Annotated in this window: 12 protein-coding genes; 3 read left to right on the top strand and 9 right to left on the bottom strand. The window is 66.1% G+C overall.

The annotated features are described in order from the left end of the window. Nucleotides 1–59: 59 nt before the first annotated feature. The 7 genes from AC1VVG_RS00435 to mnmC form a co-directional block, all read right to left on the bottom strand. A complete protein-coding gene (locus tag AC1VVG_RS00435; protein ID WP_034188189.1) occupies nt 60–590 on the bottom strand; it encodes an SET domain-containing protein in 531 nt (176 codons plus the stop codon). 179 nt (nt 591–769) lie between these two features. Then, complete coding sequence (locus AC1VVG_RS00430; protein WP_124670659.1) at nt 770–1882, bottom strand: NADH:flavin oxidoreductase/NADH oxidase; 1113 nt, start codon at nt 1880–1882, stop codon at nt 770–772. Between the two features lie 213 nt (nt 1883–2095). Beyond that, the gene (locus AC1VVG_RS00425; RefSeq protein ID WP_059559551.1) at nt 2096–2806 is read right to left on the bottom strand and encodes a glutamine amidotransferase; all 711 of its coding nucleotides are present in this window, start codon (nt 2804–2806) and stop codon (nt 2096–2098) included. Nucleotides 2807–2834: 28 nt separating this feature from the next. Next, the gene (locus AC1VVG_RS00420; RefSeq protein WP_034188191.1) at nt 2835–3473 is read right to left on the bottom strand and encodes a MarR family winged helix-turn-helix transcriptional regulator; all 639 of its coding nucleotides are present in this window, start codon (nt 3471–3473) and stop codon (nt 2835–2837) included. Nucleotides 3474–3980: 507 nt separating this feature from the next. Then, nucleotides 3981–5096 (bottom strand): YbdK family carboxylate-amine ligase, encoded by a 1116-nt coding sequence (locus AC1VVG_RS00415; protein WP_034188192.1) that lies wholly within the window; start codon nt 5094–5096, stop codon nt 3981–3983. 14 nt (nt 5097–5110) lie between these two features. Further along, nucleotides 5111–6325, bottom strand: a complete 1215-nt coding sequence (locus AC1VVG_RS00410) for a cation:proton antiporter (protein ID WP_034188193.1) — start codon at nt 6323–6325, stop codon at nt 5111–5113. 671 nt (nt 6326–6996) lie between these two features. Further along, nucleotides 6997–8922, bottom strand: a complete 1926-nt coding sequence (mnmC, locus tag AC1VVG_RS00405; RefSeq protein WP_482835090.1) for a bifunctional tRNA (5-methylaminomethyl-2-thiouridine)(34)-methyltransferase MnmC2/FAD-dependent 5-carboxymethylaminomethyl-2-thiouridine(34) oxidoreductase MnmC1 — start codon at nt 8920–8922, stop codon at nt 6997–6999. Nucleotides 8923–9310: 388 nt separating this feature from the next. On the opposite strand from mnmC, the gene AC1VVG_RS00400 reads away from it, so the two are divergent. Further along, entirely contained in the window at nt 9311–9589 is a 279-nt protein-coding gene (locus AC1VVG_RS00400) for an HU family DNA-binding protein (RefSeq protein WP_006401505.1), read from the top strand. 129 nt (nt 9590–9718) lie between these two features. Here the strand turns inward: AC1VVG_RS00400 and AC1VVG_RS00395 are convergent, their stop codons facing one another. Together AC1VVG_RS00395 and AC1VVG_RS00390 are read right to left on the bottom strand one after the other, a co-directional pair. Next, a complete protein-coding gene (locus AC1VVG_RS00395) occupies nt 9719–11032 on the bottom strand; it encodes a GTP-binding protein (protein ID WP_200089438.1) in 1314 nt (437 codons plus the stop codon). Nucleotides 11033–11191: 159 nt separating this feature from the next. Beyond that, nucleotides 11192–11644, bottom strand: coding sequence for a lytic transglycosylase domain-containing protein (locus AC1VVG_RS00390; protein ID WP_482835089.1), 453 nt, complete (start codon nt 11642–11644; stop codon nt 11192–11194). Between the two features lie 366 nt (nt 11645–12010). Here AC1VVG_RS00390 and gspD point away from each other — a divergent pair, with 366 nt between their 5' ends. Continuing rightward, nucleotides 12011–14350 carry a type II secretion system secretin GspD gene (gene gspD, locus AC1VVG_RS00385; protein ID WP_034188196.1) on the top strand — a complete coding sequence of 780 codons (2340 nt, stop codon included), beginning with the start codon at nt 12011–12013 and terminating at the stop codon, nt 14348–14350. After that, entirely contained in the window at nt 14347–15846 is a 1500-nt protein-coding gene (gspE, locus tag AC1VVG_RS00380) for a type II secretion system ATPase GspE (RefSeq protein ID WP_034188197.1), read from the top strand. Before gspD ends, gspE begins: the two co-directional genes overlap by 4 nt. The last annotated feature ends 3 nt before the right edge of the window (nt 15847–15849 follow it).

The following is a 15849-nucleotide window of genomic DNA, read 5'->3' as shown; positions in this document are numbered from 1 at the left end:
CGACCCGCCGCCCCGGGGCCCGAACGACAGCGGCGGCGCAAGGTACGCCGCCGCCTGTCTTACTTCTTGCTCTTCTTGTCCTTCGGCTTCGACTCGGACTTGCCGTCCTTCCTGTCCTTCTTCTTTTTCTTCTTCCCGCCTTCGTCCGACGTCGCGAGCAGCGTGCCGCGACATGACACCGCGCCGCAGTGGCACGCGTATTCGCGCTTGAGCTTCTTCGTCAGCTTCGCATCGATCACGAGGCCGTAGTCGTAGAACAGCTCCTCTTCCGGCCCGATGTCGCGCAGCGCGTGAATGAACACGCGCCCTTTGACTTCCTCGGCCTCGCAGTTCGGCGCGCACGAATGGTTGATCCAGCGCGCGCTGTTGCCGTCGATCTTGCCGTCGATCACGCCGCCTTCGTCGAGTGCGAAGTAGAACGTATGGTTCGGCTCGCTCGGGTCGTGCGGATGGCGGCGCAGCGCTTCCTTCCACGAGATTCGCTCGCCCTTGTATTCCACTACGCGCTCGCCGGCCTTGATCGGCGCCACGGCGAACACGCCCTTGCCGTGTACTCCCGAGCGGCGCACCGCGATCCTGCGTGAACTCATCGAACGAATCCTTGTGAAGACGACTTGAATGGAAGCGGCCGCGATCGCGGCCCGGCGTCGCGCCAAACGAAAACGCGGCACCGGGTGGTGCCGCGTCGGGGCATGCGGCGGATCACCCGCATCCTACACGTTCACGATTGCTTCGTTCAACATCGCACGCAATATTGCATGCGGAACGCTCAACGCTGGCCGAATGCGATGTCGCCGAACAACGCCTTGTGCTCGCGCGGCTGCGAACGCCAGTATTGCGGCGGCGCCGTCACCTGCGCGTCGAGCTCGGCCGCCGCATGCCACGGCCAGCGCGGGTCGTACAGCATCGCGCGCGCCATCGCGACGAGGTCGGCATCGCCGGCCTCGATCAACCGGTTCGCATGCTCGGGCTCGTTGATCAAGCCCACCGCTATCGTCGGCATGCCGACCGCGCGCTTCACCGCCTGCGCGAACGGCACCTGGTAACCGGGCGACAGCGGGATCTTCTGCAGCGGCGACACGCCGCCGGATGACACGTCGATCCAGTCGCAGCCGCGCTGTTTCAGCGCGTGGGCGAACGCGATCGTATCGTCGAGCTCCCAGCCGCCTTCGACCCAGTCGGTCGCGGACACGCGTACGCCGACCGGCCGGTCCTCCGGAAACGCGGCACGCACGATCTCGAAGATCTCGAGCGGAAAACGCATCCGGTTTTCGAGCGAGCCGCCGTATTCGTCGGTACGCCGGTTCGCGAGCGGCGACAGAAACTGGTGCAGCAGGTAGCCATGCGCCGCATGCACTTCGATCGCGTCGATGCCGAGCCGCGCCGCACGCTTCGCCGACGCGGCGAAGGCCTCGCGGATGCGGTTCAGGCCCGCGGCATCGAGCGCGAGCGGCGGCGTCTCGCCGTCCTTGTGCGGCACGGCCGACGGGCCGTGCGGCAACCAGCCGCCGTCGGCGACCGATACCAGTTGCCCGCCCTCCCACGGCACCGCGCTCGACGCCTTGCGTCCCGCATGCGACAACTGCATCGCGATGCGCACCGGCGAATGCTTGCGGATCGCGGCCAGTACCGGTTTCAGCGCGGCTTCGGTCACGTCGTCCCAGAGGCCGAGGTCGGCGTGCGTGATGCGCCCGTCGGGTTCGACCGCGGTCGCCTCGATGCAGAGCAGCCCGGCGCCCGACAGCGCGAGATGGCCGAGGTGAATCATGTGCCAGTCGGTCGCTTCGCCGCGTTCGGCCGAGTACTGGCACATCGGGGAGATCACGATCCGGTTCGGAAGGGTCACGCCGCGCAGCGTGAACGGAGAAAACAGCGCAGTCATGGAAGCCGCTCGCCAGGAAAGGGAAAGAGCGGACGAGCGTAGCACGCAGGCTGGAAGCGTGCAGACGGCGCAACCGGCAGTAAGCGGATGGTCAGGTACGGCCGGCAGCAGCGTGCCGGCGATGCGGAAAATGCGGGGCATACGGCAGTGCGCCGGCCTGCGACGGATGCGGGCCGGGCCAGACCTTCGCGGCGGGCGGAGCCGCCCGCGGCGCTATAGCCCGACGCTGTCGAGCCACTCCGCGAACATGCGCCGCGCGGCCGTTTCGAGCACGGGGCCGTGCTGCACCGTATCGGCACGCAACCGGCGCGCGTCGATGCCGGGCGTCGCCGCGATTTCACCGGCGTTCGCGATCAGCCAGGGTTCGAAGCGGTCGGTGCGGATTTCCGGGTGGCATTGCAGCGCCAGCACGTGCTGCCCCCACGCGAATGCCTGGTGGCGGCACGCCGGTGTCGACGCGAGATGGATTGCCCCGCCCGGCAGGTCGAACGTATCGCCGTGCCAATGGAGCATCGACGTCGCCGCGCCATCGAGGTGACGCAGCGGCGACGCGCGGCCGGCATCGGTGAGCGCCAGCGGCGCCCAGCCGAGTTCGTGCTGCGCGGCCGGATAGACACGTGCGCCGAGCGCCCGCGCGATGAACTGCGCGCCGAGGCAGATGCCGAGGATCGGCAGCCCCGCGTCGATGCGCTGCCGGACGAGCGCCAAGAGCGGCGCGATCGACGGATACTGCGCATCGTCGTACACGCTGATCGGCCCGCCGAGCACGACCAACAGCGACGGCTCCAGCACGTTGAGCACCTCGACCCGCGACGATCCGACGTCGACATAACGCACCCGCCTCCCCCGTTCGCCGAGCACCTGCTCGAAGCTCCCGAGATCCTCGAAATGCACATGGCGAATCGCCACGACTTCAGCGTTCATCATCGGCCTCCCGGTCGATCGACGGACGTCAGCCTGCGAAAATCTTCCAGGTCTTCTTCTGCGTCGCCGCGTCGGCTTCTTCCTGCACCGAGCAGTCGAGACGCAGATCGCTGTCCGACATCGAGATGTCGAGCGCCGCGCAGTGATGCACGGTCTTCTTCGACAACTTGCCCGGCTGGAAATGCGCGCACGTCAGGCACATGCGCTGCGGCGGCGTCGCACCGGCCACCTGCAGCTCGCGCAGCGTCTTCAGCAGCGCGCGGTACAGCGTGCCCTGCTCGTCCGCGCCGAGCTTGCCGACCGCTTTCGTCAGGAATTCAGGCCATTGCAGCGCCTTCTTCGCGGCCGTACGGCCACGCGCCGACAGGCGCACGGCCAGTGCACGGCCGTCGTCCAGCGCACGGCGCTTCTCGACGAGCCCCTTCGTCTCGAGCGTGCTGACCGCATCGCTCGTGGTCGCCGCGGTGAGCTGCGTCTCGCGCGCGATCTCGCCGAGCCGCATCGGGCCCTTGCGCTGCAGCAGCAGCACGAGAATCTCGCCCTGCGTCGGCGTGAGGCCAGCGCCTTCCGCCCAATCCCATGCCTGACTCCGCATGGCCGTGCTCAACCGCAGCAGGCTGTGGGTCACACGTCCCGAAGCCTGGTTCCCGTAAACGCCTTCGCTCATAGTCTTTTCGCTTTGCCGCCGCCCGGATTGCCGAGCGGCCGTAGTGTGGAGATCGAATGTCTATCTCAAAACAAACGCGCTCTCTCGAGTGCGTCATCACGGCCGTCACGAGGCACACGCGGCGGTCGCGTTCGCGGCGACCGGAATGACACACGCCGTTCCGGTGTCCGCAAAGCCGACATTCTAAGCGAGAGCGGAAAATCGCACAGCTAAGTTATCCCCTGCATTCTGTGGAAAATCACTGGATAACTGAAATTTTTCGTTGTGCCCGCAATGCCGCGCGCCCGCGCAACGGGGCGCGCCAGCATTTTCCTGTTCGGATCGGCCATCGGTCGAATGGCATTGATCCACCGGGTTATCCCGCGCACAGATCATTGACTTTGCAGCGGAATATTAGGTTATCCACAGATTTTCAGGACGACCGGCACCGATTTCGGCCGGACATGGCGCCAACCGTCATTCAGCGAATCGCGACGCGGTCGAGCCTGCAATCTGCAAAACATTTTTTCACTCACGCCAACGTAAGCACTGCTGCCGGACCGTCTCGTTCAGCGATTTTTCCTGTTTGAAAACGGTTCTCAACCACGATGCGTCGTTCACGCGGGCTTTCGCGAGCGCGCCGATCTCGTCGAGCGCCGCGCGCGAGCCGAGCGCGGCCGCATGCGGCGCGATCCGGTCGAGCGTGTCGAGGATGTCTTCCGCGATCGTGCGGCGTTCACCCGTCTGAGGATTCACGCACGTGCCCTCGAGCCCGAAGCGGCACGCTTCGAAACGGTTGAACGTGTAGACGAGGTAGTCGTCCTCCGACAGCTTCAGCGGCCGGTCGGTCAGCAGGTAGCGAGCGAGCGTCTGGATGTAGCAGGCGATCGCCGCGGCGCGGTCGACCGACAGCGGCGTGTCCATCACGCGCACCTCGATCGTGCCGAAGCCGGGCTTCGGGCGGATGTCCCAGTAGAAATCCTTCATCGAGTTGACGACGCCCGTGTTCACCATCTTCGTGAAGTACTCCTCGAAGCTGTCCCAGGTCAGCACGAACGGCGCGCGGCCCGACAGCGGGAACGCGAACACCGAATTCAGGCGTGCCGAATGGAAGCCCGTGTCGACGTTCTGCACGAACGGCGACGACGCGGACAGTGCGATGAAGTGCGGAATGAAGCGCGACATCGAGTGCAGCAGGAACAGCGCGCTGTCCGCATCGGGACAGCCGATGTGCACGTGCTGGCCGAACACCGTGAACTGCTTCGCCAGATAGCCGTACAGCTCGGAGATGTACTGGAAGCGCGGCGCGTCGTAGATCTGCCGGTCGCTCCATTGCTGGAACGCATGCGTGCCGCCGCCGGCCAGCCCGACGTTGAGCTGGTCGGCCGCCTTCACGAGCACGTCGCGGATCGCATGCAGCTCGCTGACGGCCTGCTCGTGCGAATGGCAGATGCCGGTCGACAGCTCGATCATGCTCTCGGTGATTTCCGGCGTGATGTTGCCCGGAAAGGTCTCGCCCTGGATCAGGCGCATCAGGTCGGATGCCGCCTTGGTCAGGTCGTAGTTGTGCGTGTTGACGACCTGGATCTCCAGTTCGACGCCGAACGTGAACGGTTCGGAATTGACGAAGGTTTCGAGTGCCATGGCAGGTTCCGGAATCAGTTGCTGTCGCTGCGTTCGCCGACCGCCGACAGGCAGCGGTAGACGACGAACGGGCTCACGAGCTGCAGGATCACGATCGAGCACATCACGATCGCGCGCAGGTGCGGGTCGAAATTCGGGTAGAGCTGGTACGTGTCGTCGACGAGCAGGTACGACAGCGCGGACATCGGCGTCAGCGCGATGCCGAGCGCAATGCCCTGCTTCATCCCGAGGCCGCTCGGCTTCGCGAACGCAACGACGCCGGCCAGCTTCGCGACGAGCCGCGTGACGATCAGCACGATCGCGAGCAGCCCGCCGAGCGCGATGTCGCCCCACGTGAACGACGTGAGCGTCAGCACGAACAGGACCACCGTCAGCAGCCAGCCGGCCGTGCCGAAATGCTCGGGCCACAGCTGCGGCCGCGCCTCGAGGTTCTTCACGATGATGCCGGCGAGCAGCAGTGTGAGCAGCGTCGACAGCTTCAACGCCTGTGCGACCGCGATCGCGAGCATCACGAGCCCGAACAGCGCGACGAACGAATGCTCGTCGCGCATCGTCGCGGTCATGTGGCGGAACAGGTAGTTGCACGAACGCGCGACGAGATACGCGACGATGAACGAGCCGGCGATCAGGTACACGGGTTGCAGGATCGTCGCGAACACGTTGCCGTACGCTTCCTGGTGAAGCCAGCTCGTCACGAGCTTGGTCAGCACGATCGCGTACACGCTGTTGAGCGCGGTGAGCGTGATGAGTCGTTGCGACACCTGCCCTTCCGCGCGCAGTTCGGTCTTGAGCTGGATCACCATCGACGGCGACGTCGCGATCGCGATCGCCGACAGCACGAGCGCGACCATCCCCGACACGCCGAGCGCGAGCATCACGAACAGCACGAGCACGAACGTCAGCGTGGCTTCGGCGAGGCTCGACGCGACGAGCCACGGATTGCGCCGGATCCAGCGCAGGTCGAGGCGGCTGCCGAGTTCGAACAGCAGCAGGCCGAGCGCGACATCCATCAGCAGCCGCGACGTTTCGTCGGTGCTGGTATCGATCACGCCGAATCCGAACGAACCGGCAATGAGACCGATCACCGCATAACCGGTGATGCGCGGCAGACGCCACGCGCGGTAGCACAGCTCGCCGCACAGGCCGGCCGCGAACAGCGCGAGCCCGGCCCAGAACACGGCATCCGGCGCGAGCGGCCAGTTGGGCAGGAATGAGAACGCCGACTTCATCGTGGTGACTTCTCCTTTGGAAGCAACCGCCAGCGACGCGGGGTCAAGCGTCAGAAATGGATGCGCGCCGGCTGGGTATCGCCCCGAATGTGATTGTTGTGGTCGACGACGGCGGGACATGGGATCCGCCTGTTCCGCCACAGGGCGGAACGTCGTTCAGGTTGCCGATCTGGATTGTCGGCCTGATGTGTGAACGGACTGCGCAGTCTCGAAGATTCAGATTCGAAATCGTGCGGACCGTTCCATTGAAGCATGTCCGGCGCCTGGCCGGACGAACGCGAAGGAAACCGATTGTGCCACAGCTTTTTCGTTCCGGAACCGATTGAATCGACTCGCGGCGCTGTGCGGCACCACAGGTCTTTGGTTTCAAAGGTTTACTTGTATATATACGTAGTAGAAGTTAACAAAGGACGCACAGTTCTGTGGATAACTTCGGTTTACGCTGACGGATCAAGGCGTTGGCGAAACCATAACCGGTTGCACAGGCTGTTCGTGCACAGTCGTTTGAGTTGAGCAACTTTCGGGCCGTTGCACAGCTGTGCGGAGTTGCCCAGTTTACGTCCACTGTGATTACACACGAAGTGCGTGCGGATTCCGCGCGGTTATCCACAGCGTGGCGTGGATAACCTTGCGCGAAAAAATCGGGAGACTGTGCGCGATTCGCGTGCCGGTCAGCCGGCGGAGCCGACGCGGCGTGCGCGCAGTGCGCGGATCAGGAAGCGTGCGGGGTCGACGGCGTCGGCGAGTTCGCGCTCGAGCGGCCAGGGTTCGCCTTCGAGTTGCGATGCGATCAGTTCGGCGCCGAGCGCGGCCCACACGAGGCCGCGCGAGCCGAAGCCGAATGCGCCGTAGAGGCCGGGCGTACGCGGCAAATCGCGTGCCTGCGCACCGCCCAGCGCGCGGGCGTTCGCGAGCGCTCGCGTTTCGTCGGCCAGCGGGCCGAAGAGCGGCAGGCGGTCCCCGACGACCCAGCGGAATGCGACGCGGCCGCGCAGCGTGGCGGGATCCGGCAGCTCGCCGATCAGGCCGGGCAGCAGGTGCCGCACACGATCGAGGTTTTCAACGTGACCGGCCGCGCGCAGCGCCGGATCGACGTCGTCGGGCTCGAACGTGGCGCCGATCAGCAGCGTGCCGTCGTCGAGCGGCACCGCATATCCGTCGCCGATCGTCGGGCACGGCAGCGGCGCCGCGGTGCCCGGCGGCAGCAGCGTGAGCTGGCCGCGTACCGGCTGCAGCGCGACATGCTGCAGCCCGGCAAGACGCGCGGCGTCGCCCGCGTTCGCGAGCACGACGACGGGCGCTTCGGCGAGCGTCGCACCCGTATCGTCGAGCGCGTGCCATGCATCGCCGTGCCGCTCGAGCCGCGCGACGCCGGTGGAGGCAAGCAGGCGTACGCGCTCGCCGGCCGCCGCGTACTGCGCCGCGCACAGCGCGGCCGGCCAGACGGCGCCGCCGTGCGGAAACAGCAGGCCGCCATGTGCGACCGGCAGGTTCAGATGCGCACGCGCGGCGTCGGCATCGAGCAGCGTCACATAGTCGGACGGCGCGCCGAACGCGTCGAATGCGTCGCGCATCCGCGCGAAGTCGTCGGCCGATTCGGCGAGATGAATCATGCCGTGCGTGCTGCGCGCGAACGCATGACCCGCGCGTTCGAGTGCGCGCCAGCGTGCGATCGCGTGCAGGAAGCCGCTGCGCGTGAGGCGGCTCGCGACGTTGTCGTCGCGCGTCATCAGCGGATGGAATACGCCGGCCGGATTGCCCGATGCCTCGCTCGCGATCCGTTCGTGCCGTTCGATCAGCGTGACGTCCCAGCCGCGCGCGGCCAGGCGTTCGACGACCGCGCAACCGGCCAGGCCCGCGCCGATCACCAGCGCGCGACGCGTGGCAACCGTCAGCGCGCGCGGCGGTTCGTGCCGGCGCGAGCGCCAGCGCGGCGCATAATCGCCGACGAGCCGATCGTCGACTTCGCGAAAGATGAAACCTGTTTCGCCGAGTGCGTGCTTCATCTCGTCGGAACGTGCACGCGTTGCAAACGTCGCGGCGTCGCCGGCCATCTTCGCGAGCGCGCGGATCACGTCGGTCGATGACGCGGCGCCGTCGAGATAGAACGCGTCGGCCCGCACGACCAGCTTCTTCAGCATGTCGGCCGTATCGCCGAAGGCGAGCGTGAGCACCACGCGCCCTTCGTCGAATTCGAGCCGGTGCAGGCCGGGCACGAGCATCGGCCATGCGTCGATCAATGCATCAGCATCCGCGGATATGGTTGTGTTCGCAACGATATGGGAAGCCGCGCGACGCAGGTCTTCGCGCGAAAACGGATGCGGTTCGACCGCGACGAAATGGAGCCGCTCGCAGCGCGACGGATCGTCGCGCCACGCGGCCCAGGTCGCGAGGAAGCCGGCGCCCGTGCCGAATTCCGTCGCGACGATCGTGAAGGTGCGACGCTGTCGCCAGCGTGCCGGCAGCCCGTTTTCCGCGATGAACGCGTGATGCGCGAGCGCGCCTGACGCATTGCGATGGAGCTCGCCGAACTCGGGCGAGACGAGCGTGCCGTCGTCGCGAGGCGCGAGCGTGGCGGGTACAAGTCGGTCGGGCATGCGAAACAAAAAACGTGGCAGCCAAGCCTGGCAAGGGATTGCGCGGAGCCGTCCGACCGGCCGTTGGAAAAGGGCAACGGGGCGGCGCACGGGCGGACCGCGCTGCGTATCCTGTCCGGTTGGCGCAGGTCAAAAAACGGGCAATCGACGATTCATTCGGCGAAATACCGATGAAAATCTTTGAAACCCTTGTCGTTATTGGGTTTGCGCTGCGCTATCATAGCAACGCCGTACCGCGGGGTGGCCGCCGGCAAGCCGGAGGGCGCGTCGCGCGGGCCAGGATTCGGCGCTGTGCCGTCGGAGTCTGACTCTCGACGGCACGGTTCGCGCACGTATAATCGGCGCGTTCGCGCTGTTCGTGTCAACCTAACCTGATAAAGGAACCTTAATGAACAAACAGGAACTGATCGACGCCGTCGCCGCCCAAACGGGCGCCAGCAAGGCTCAAACCGGCGAAACGCTGGACACGCTGCTCGAAGTCATCAAGAAGGCCGTGTCGAAGGGTGATGCGGTTCAGCTGATCGGCTTCGGCAGCTTCGGTTCGGGCAAGCGCGCAGCACGTACGGGCCGCAACCCGAAGACGGGCGAAACCATCAAGATCCCGGCAGCCAAGACGGTCAAGTTCACGGCTGGCAAGGCGTTCAAGGACGCCGTCAACAAGCGTTAAACCAGCGCCTGTTCCAAGAAAAACCCGCCTTTCGGCGGGTTTTTTGTTGGGCGCGCGCGGCATTTTCGCCACAGTCCGAGCCGCTCTTGCAAAAGTTAACGGTTACTTTTACAAGCCGTTACGACGTGGTCAGTCGTGCACGATCTGCGTGTTGCCGTGATCGTCATCGTCGTGCGAATCGACGTCCCATGCCGGGAACGGATCGTCGAACGCGGCCCAACCCGCCGCGCCGACCGCGAACTCCGCATCGGTCAGCAGGCACGCGTCGAGTTTCGCGCGCCACGCATCGGCGTCGAGCGCGATGCCGATCAGTACCAGTTCCTGCCGGCGATCGCCGACCGCGCGATCGTCGAGATCGCCCAGCCATTCGGCGCGGATTTCGCCGAGCAATTCGTCATCGTCCGGCCATTCCGCGCGATCCTGCGCGGCCCACCACAGCCCGGCCGGCCCATGCCGGCAGACGCCGCCAGCCTGCGACAGCGAACCGGCGATGTCGTTGCGCGTCGCGAGCCAGAAGAAGCCCTTGCTGCGCAGCACGCCCGGCCACTCCTGATGCAGCAGCGCCCAGAGGCGGGCCGGGTGAAACGGCCGGCGCGCGCGGTAAACAAAATTACCGATGCCGAATTCGTCGGCTTCGCCGTGCACGTGCGCATGATGTGCGTCATGGCAGTCGGGGTCGTCGCACTGCGTGTGATCGTGATCGAGCGATGCGAGCCAGCCGGGCGCGTTCGCCGCTTCGTCGAAATCGAAGCGGCCCGTGTTCAGCACTTCGTCGAGCGGCACGTTGCCGAACGTCGACACGACCTGGTGCGCGCGCGGATTGAGCCGCGCGAGAATGTGCTGCAGGCGGGCGAGATCGTCGGCGCCGACGAGGTCCGCCTTGTTGATCACCAGCACGTCGCAGAATTCGATCTGCTCGATCAGCAGCTCGACGAGCGTGCGGTCGTCGTCTTCCGACGCGGCGATGCCGCGCGTCGCGAGCGCGTCGTCGGAGCCGTAGTCGCGCAGGAAGTTGTAGGCGTCGACCACGGTGACGAGCGTGTCGAGCCGCGCGATCGACGACAGCGACGTCCCGTCGTCGTCGACGAACGTGAACGTTTCGGCGATCGGCATCGGCTCCGCGATACCGGTCGATTCGATCATGATCGCGTCGAAGCGGCCTTCGGATGCAAGGTTGCGGATTTCGACGAGCAGGTCGTCGCGCAGCGTGCAGCAGATGCAGCCGTTCGACATTTCGACGAGGCGCTCCTCGACGTGCGACAGCGCCTGCGCATCGCGCACGAGCGACGCATCGATGTTGACCGCCGCGAGATCGTTGACGATCACCGCGACTTTCAGGCCCGCGCGGTTCGCGAGGACGTGATTGAGCAACGTGGTCTTGCCGGCGCCGAGGAAGCCGGACAGCACGGTGACGGGCAACGGCTGGTTCATTGCCGGATTCATGATGATATGCACCAACGGAAAAGATGAAAAAGCGGCCGCGGCGCCCTTCCGGGGCGCGATCGGCCCGCGGACGGGCGAAGTTGCGGCGCGAGATCCGCATTGTGCATCAAACGGGCGCCGGCCGGCCGGCACCGGGTCGGGCCGCGACGCGGCGCCACGTCATTGCACGGGCGGCAGCAGCTTCCACTGCGACAGGATGCCGGCGATCTGCCGCGCATACTTGTCGCGCAGCGCCGGGGTTTCCGAATGATAGGCGCCGACGGCCTGCCACGTGTTGCCGTAACGGTTCATCTTCTGCTTCAGATGCCACGCGGCGATGTAGACGTTCTTGCACGGTTCCATCAGCGTGTCGCGGCCGATGCCGTAGCGCGACAGCGCGGGCAGGTGAATCGAATTGATCTGCATCAGGCCGTAGTCGACCGAGCCGTTCGTATTCTTGTTCAGCGCGCCGGGGCGGTTGCGCGATTCCTGCCACGCGATCGCGCGCAGGATCAGCGGATTGACCTGCTGGTATCTGGCCGCTTCGTCGAAACAATCCGCACGAGCGTTTGCGCTGGCGAACCACGCGCCAGCGGCGATCAACGCGATCGAAGCGAACCGTCGTCTGTTCATCGTGCGAAAACGAAAAGGAATTGCGCGAAGGTCGGGAAAACCCGTGCCTGTTATTAGTGCGACGAGAAACGCGCCGACCGTATCATACCGGCAGACCGTCAGATTGCGACATGCAGGAATACGGCAGCCCGGTTATACCGCATTTTCATGTCGGTTCGTCGCGAATCGGGGGCGATGGCCGACATGCGGCGGGCCGCCCCATCCTTACATATTGCATACGATTCGCCGGATCCCTGTCGTATGTGAGACAGTCCTCGGATCAATGTGATATTTCGGACATGAAAAACTGCTAATGTCGCCTCTTTCGGACTTGGATCCCAGCACTACCGCCGGAAGTGGCCTGAGCCGGCATCGACCCATTCATCCATGACAAGAAATCGCTTCGTTATGCGGCGCATTGCCACGACCCTCCTCGTCGCCGGCATCATCGTCTCGCAGGCCGCCTACGCTCAGGTCACGCTCAATTTCGTGAATGCGGATATCGACCAGGTCGCGAAAGCGATCGGCGCCGCGACCGGCAAGACCATCATCGTCGACCCCCGCGTGAAGGGGCAGCTCAACCTCGTGGCCGAACGGCCGGTACCGGAAGACCAGGCACTGAAGACGCTGCAGTCGGCGCTGCGCATGCAGGGCTTCGCGCTCGTGCAGGATCACGGCGTGCTGAAGGTCGTGCCGGAAGCCGACGCGAAGCTGCAGGGCGTGCCGACCTATGTCGGCAATGTGCCGCAGGCCCGCGGCGACCAGGTGATCACGCAGGTGTTCGAGCTGCACAACGAATCGGCGAACAACCTGCTGCCCGTGCTGCGCCCGCTGATCTCGCCGAACAACACGGTGACGGCCTACCCGGCGAACAACACGATCGTCGTGACCGACTATGCGGACAACGTGCGCCGCATCGCGCAGATCATCTCCGGCATCGACAGCGCCGCGGGCGCGCAGGTGCAGGTCGTGCCGCTGCGCAACGCGAACGCGATCGACCTCGCCGCGCAGCTGCAGAAAATGCTCGATCCGGGCGCGATCGGCAACAGCGACGCCACGCTGAAGGTGTCGGTCACGGCCGACCCGCGGACCAATGCATTGCTGCTGCGTGCGTCGAACGCATCGCGCCTCGCGGCCGCGAAGCGGCTCGTGCAGCAGCTCGACGCGCCGAGCGCGGTGCCCGGCAACATGCACGTCGTGCCGCTGCGCAACGCCGATGCGGTGAAGCTCGCGAAGACGCTGCGCGGGATGCTCGGCAAGGGCGGCAACGACAGCGGCTCGTCCGCTTCGTCCAACGACGCGAACAGCTTCAACCAGAACGGCGGCTCGTCGTCGAGCGGCAACTTCTCGACCGGCACGTCCGGTACCCCGCCGCTGCCGTCGGGCGGCCTCGGCGGTTCGTCTTCGTCCTCGTCGTACGGCGGCTCGTCCGGCGGCGGCGGTCTCGGCACGGGCGGCCTGCTCGGCGGCGACAAGGACAAGGGCGACGACAACCAGCCGGGCGGGATGATCCAGGCCGACGCGGCGACCAACTCGCTGATCATCACCGCGTCCGATCCGGTTTACCGCAACCTGCGCTCGGTGATCGACCAGCTCGACGCGCGGCGTGCGCAGGTCTACATCGAAGCGCTGATCGTCGAGCTGAACTCGACGACGCAGGGCAACCTCGGCATCCAGTGGCAGGTGGCGAGCGGCCAGTTTCTCGGCGGCACGAACCTGAACCCCGGGCTGGGCCTGGGCAACAGCATCGTCAACCTGACGGCCGGCGGTTTGACCAACGCTGCCGGCGGGATCACCGGCGGCGGCCTGGCCTCCAATCTCGGGCAGTTGTCCCAGGGGCTCAACATCGGCTGGCTGCACAACATGTTCGGCGTGCAGGGGCTCGGCGCGCTGCTGCAGTATTTCGCGGGCGTGAGCGACGCGAACGTGCTGTCGACGCCGAACCTGATCACGCTCGACAACGAGGAAGCGAAGATCGTCGTCGGCCAGAACGTGCCGATCGCGACCGGTTCGTATTCGAACCTGACGAGCGGCACGACGAGCAATGCGTTCAATACGTACGACCGCCGCGACGTCGGCCTGACGCTGCACGTGAAGCCGCAGATCACCGACGGCGGGATCCTGAAGCTGCAGCTCTATACCGAGGATTCGGCGGTCGTCGCCGGCACGACCAGCGCGCAGACCGGCCCGACCTTCACGAAACGCTCGATCCAGTCGACGATCCTGGCCGACAACGGCGAGATCATCGTGCTCGGCGGCTTGATGCAGGACAACTACCAGGTGTCGAACAGCAAGGTGCCGCTGCTCGGCGACATCCCGTGGATCGGCCAGCTGTTCCGTTCCGAATCGAAGGTGCGCGCGAAAACCAACCTGATGGTGTTCCTGCGCCCGGTCATCATTTCCGATCGCAGCACCGCGCAGGAAGTCACGGCCAATCGTTACGACTACATCCAGGGCGTGACGGGCGCGTACAAGTCGGACAACAACGTGATCCGCGACAAGGACGATCCGGTCGTCCCGCCGATGCCGATCGGCCCGAGCCAGGGCGGCACGGCCGCGGGCAACCTGTTCGATCTCGACAAGATGCGTCGCCAGCAGGTACAGCGCCAGGTGGTGCCGGTGCCGGCCCAGCCGTTGCCCGAGGCGACGCCCGCGCAGCCGCAGAGCGTGCCGCAGCAGGCGGTGCCGCAACAGCCGCTGACCGCCACGCCGGGAGCCTCGCAGTGAGCGACGTGCTCGCGTCTTCCGCCCACGACGGCGCGCCGGGCGAACGCCAGCCGCCGTCGCCGCTCGCCGCGCGGCTGTTGCCGTACGGCTTCGCGAAGAGCGGCCAGGTGCTGATCGCGCACCAGCTCGACGACACGCTCGAGGTGTGGATCAGCGAACGCACGAGCGATGCCGCGCTCGCGGAGATCGCGCGCAACTTCGGCTCGATTGCCGTGCACCACGTGCCGGCCGACGAGCTCGCGCAGGCGATCAACCAGGCCTATGCGCGCCAGGACGGCAGCGCCGCGCAGGTGGTCGGCGAGGTCGAAGGCGAAGTCGACCTGTCGCGGCTGATGCAGGACATCCCCGAAGTCGAGGATCTGCTCGAGTCGGAAGACGACGCGCCGATCATCCGGATGATCAACGCGCTGCTCACGCAAGCGGCGCGCGAACAGGCGTCGGACATCCACATCGAGCCGTTCGAGAACGCGTCGGTCGTGCGCTTTCGCGTCGACGGCACGCTGCGCGACGTCGTCCGCCCGAAGAAGGCGCTGCACGGCGCGCTGATCTCGCGGATCAAGATCATGGCGCAGCTCGACATCGCGGAGAAACGCCTGCCGCAGGACGGCCGCATCACGCTGCGCGTCGGCGGCCGGCCGGTCGACGTGCGCGTGTCGACGCTGCCGACCGGGCACGGCGAGCGCGCGGTGCTGCGTCTGCTGGAAAAGGATGCGCAGCGCCTGAACCTCGAGGCACTCGGGATGGGCCGCGACACGCTCGTGCAGTTCGACAAGCTGATCGCCCGCCCGCACGGCATCGTGCTCGTCACGGGTCCGACCGGCTCGGGCAAGACGACCACGCTGTATGCGTCGATGTCGCGGCTCGAAACCGCGACGACCAACATCATGACCGTCGAGGACCCGATCGAATACGACCTCGGCGGCATCGGCCAGACGCAGGTGAACGAGCGGATCGGGATGACCTTTGCCCGTGCGCTGCGCTCGATCCTGCGCCAGGACCCGGACGTGATCATGATCGGCGAAATCCGCGACCTCGAAACCGCGCAGATCGCGGTGCAGGCATCGCTGACGGGCCACCTGGTGCTCGCGACGCTGCACACGAACGATGCGGCGTCCGCCGTCACGCGCCTGACCGACATGGGCGTCGAGCCCTACCTGCTCGCGTCGTCGCTGCTCGGCGTGCTCGCGCAGCGTCTCGTGCGCCAGCTCTGCCCCGTCTGCAAGGAAGAGCGGCACGAGGACGGCCGCACCGTGTGGCATCCGGTCGGCTGCGACAAGTGCGGGCATTCGGGTTACGCGGGCCGGCGCGGCGTATACGAACTGCTGCTGGTCGACGAATCGATCCGCTCGCTGATCCATCGCAACGCGGCCGATGCCGAGATTCTCGCCGCCGGCCGCGCGGAAGGAATGCGCACGCTGCGCGACGACGCCGAGCGCTGGCTCGCGTCAGGCGCGACGTCGCTCGAGGAAGTGCTGCGCGTGACGGGAGGCGCATAGCGC

The organism is Burkholderia sp. L-4, assembly GCF_056856535.1.
This window is presented reverse-complemented; position numbering and strand designations above follow the sequence as displayed.

Coding starts and splice junctions, on each gene's coding strand:
- AC1VVG_RS00435 (WP_034188189.1), bottom strand. CDS start 590: ATGAGTTCACGCAGGATCGCGGTGCGCCGCTCGGGAGTACACGGCAAG.
- AC1VVG_RS00430 (WP_124670659.1), bottom strand. CDS start 1,882: ATGACTGCGCTGTTTTCTCCGTTCACGCTGCGCGGCGTGACCCTTCCG.
- AC1VVG_RS00425 (WP_059559551.1), bottom strand. CDS start 2,806: ATGAACGCTGAAGTCGTGGCGATTCGCCATGTGCATTTCGAGGATCTC.
- AC1VVG_RS00420 (WP_034188191.1), bottom strand. CDS start 3,473: ATGAGCGAAGGCGTTTACGGGAACCAGGCTTCGGGACGTGTGACCCAC.
- AC1VVG_RS00415 (WP_034188192.1), bottom strand. CDS start 5,096: ATGGCACTCGAAACCTTCGTCAATTCCGAACCGTTCACGTTCGGCGTC.
- AC1VVG_RS00410 (WP_034188193.1), bottom strand. CDS start 6,325: ATGAAGTCGGCGTTCTCATTCCTGCCCAACTGGCCGCTCGCGCCGGAT.
- mnmC (WP_482835090.1), bottom strand. CDS start 8,922: ATGCCCGACCGACTTGTACCCGCCACGCTCGCGCCTCGCGACGACGGC.
- AC1VVG_RS00400 (WP_006401505.1), top strand. CDS start 9,311: ATGAACAAACAGGAACTGATCGACGCCGTCGCCGCCCAAACGGGCGCC.
- AC1VVG_RS00395 (WP_200089438.1), bottom strand. CDS start 11,032: ATGAATCCGGCAATGAACCAGCCGTTGCCCGTCACCGTGCTGTCCGGC.
- AC1VVG_RS00390 (WP_482835089.1), bottom strand. CDS start 11,644: ATGAACAGACGACGGTTCGCTTCGATCGCGTTGATCGCCGCTGGCGCG.
- gspD (WP_034188196.1), top strand. CDS start 12,011: ATGACAAGAAATCGCTTCGTTATGCGGCGCATTGCCACGACCCTCCTC.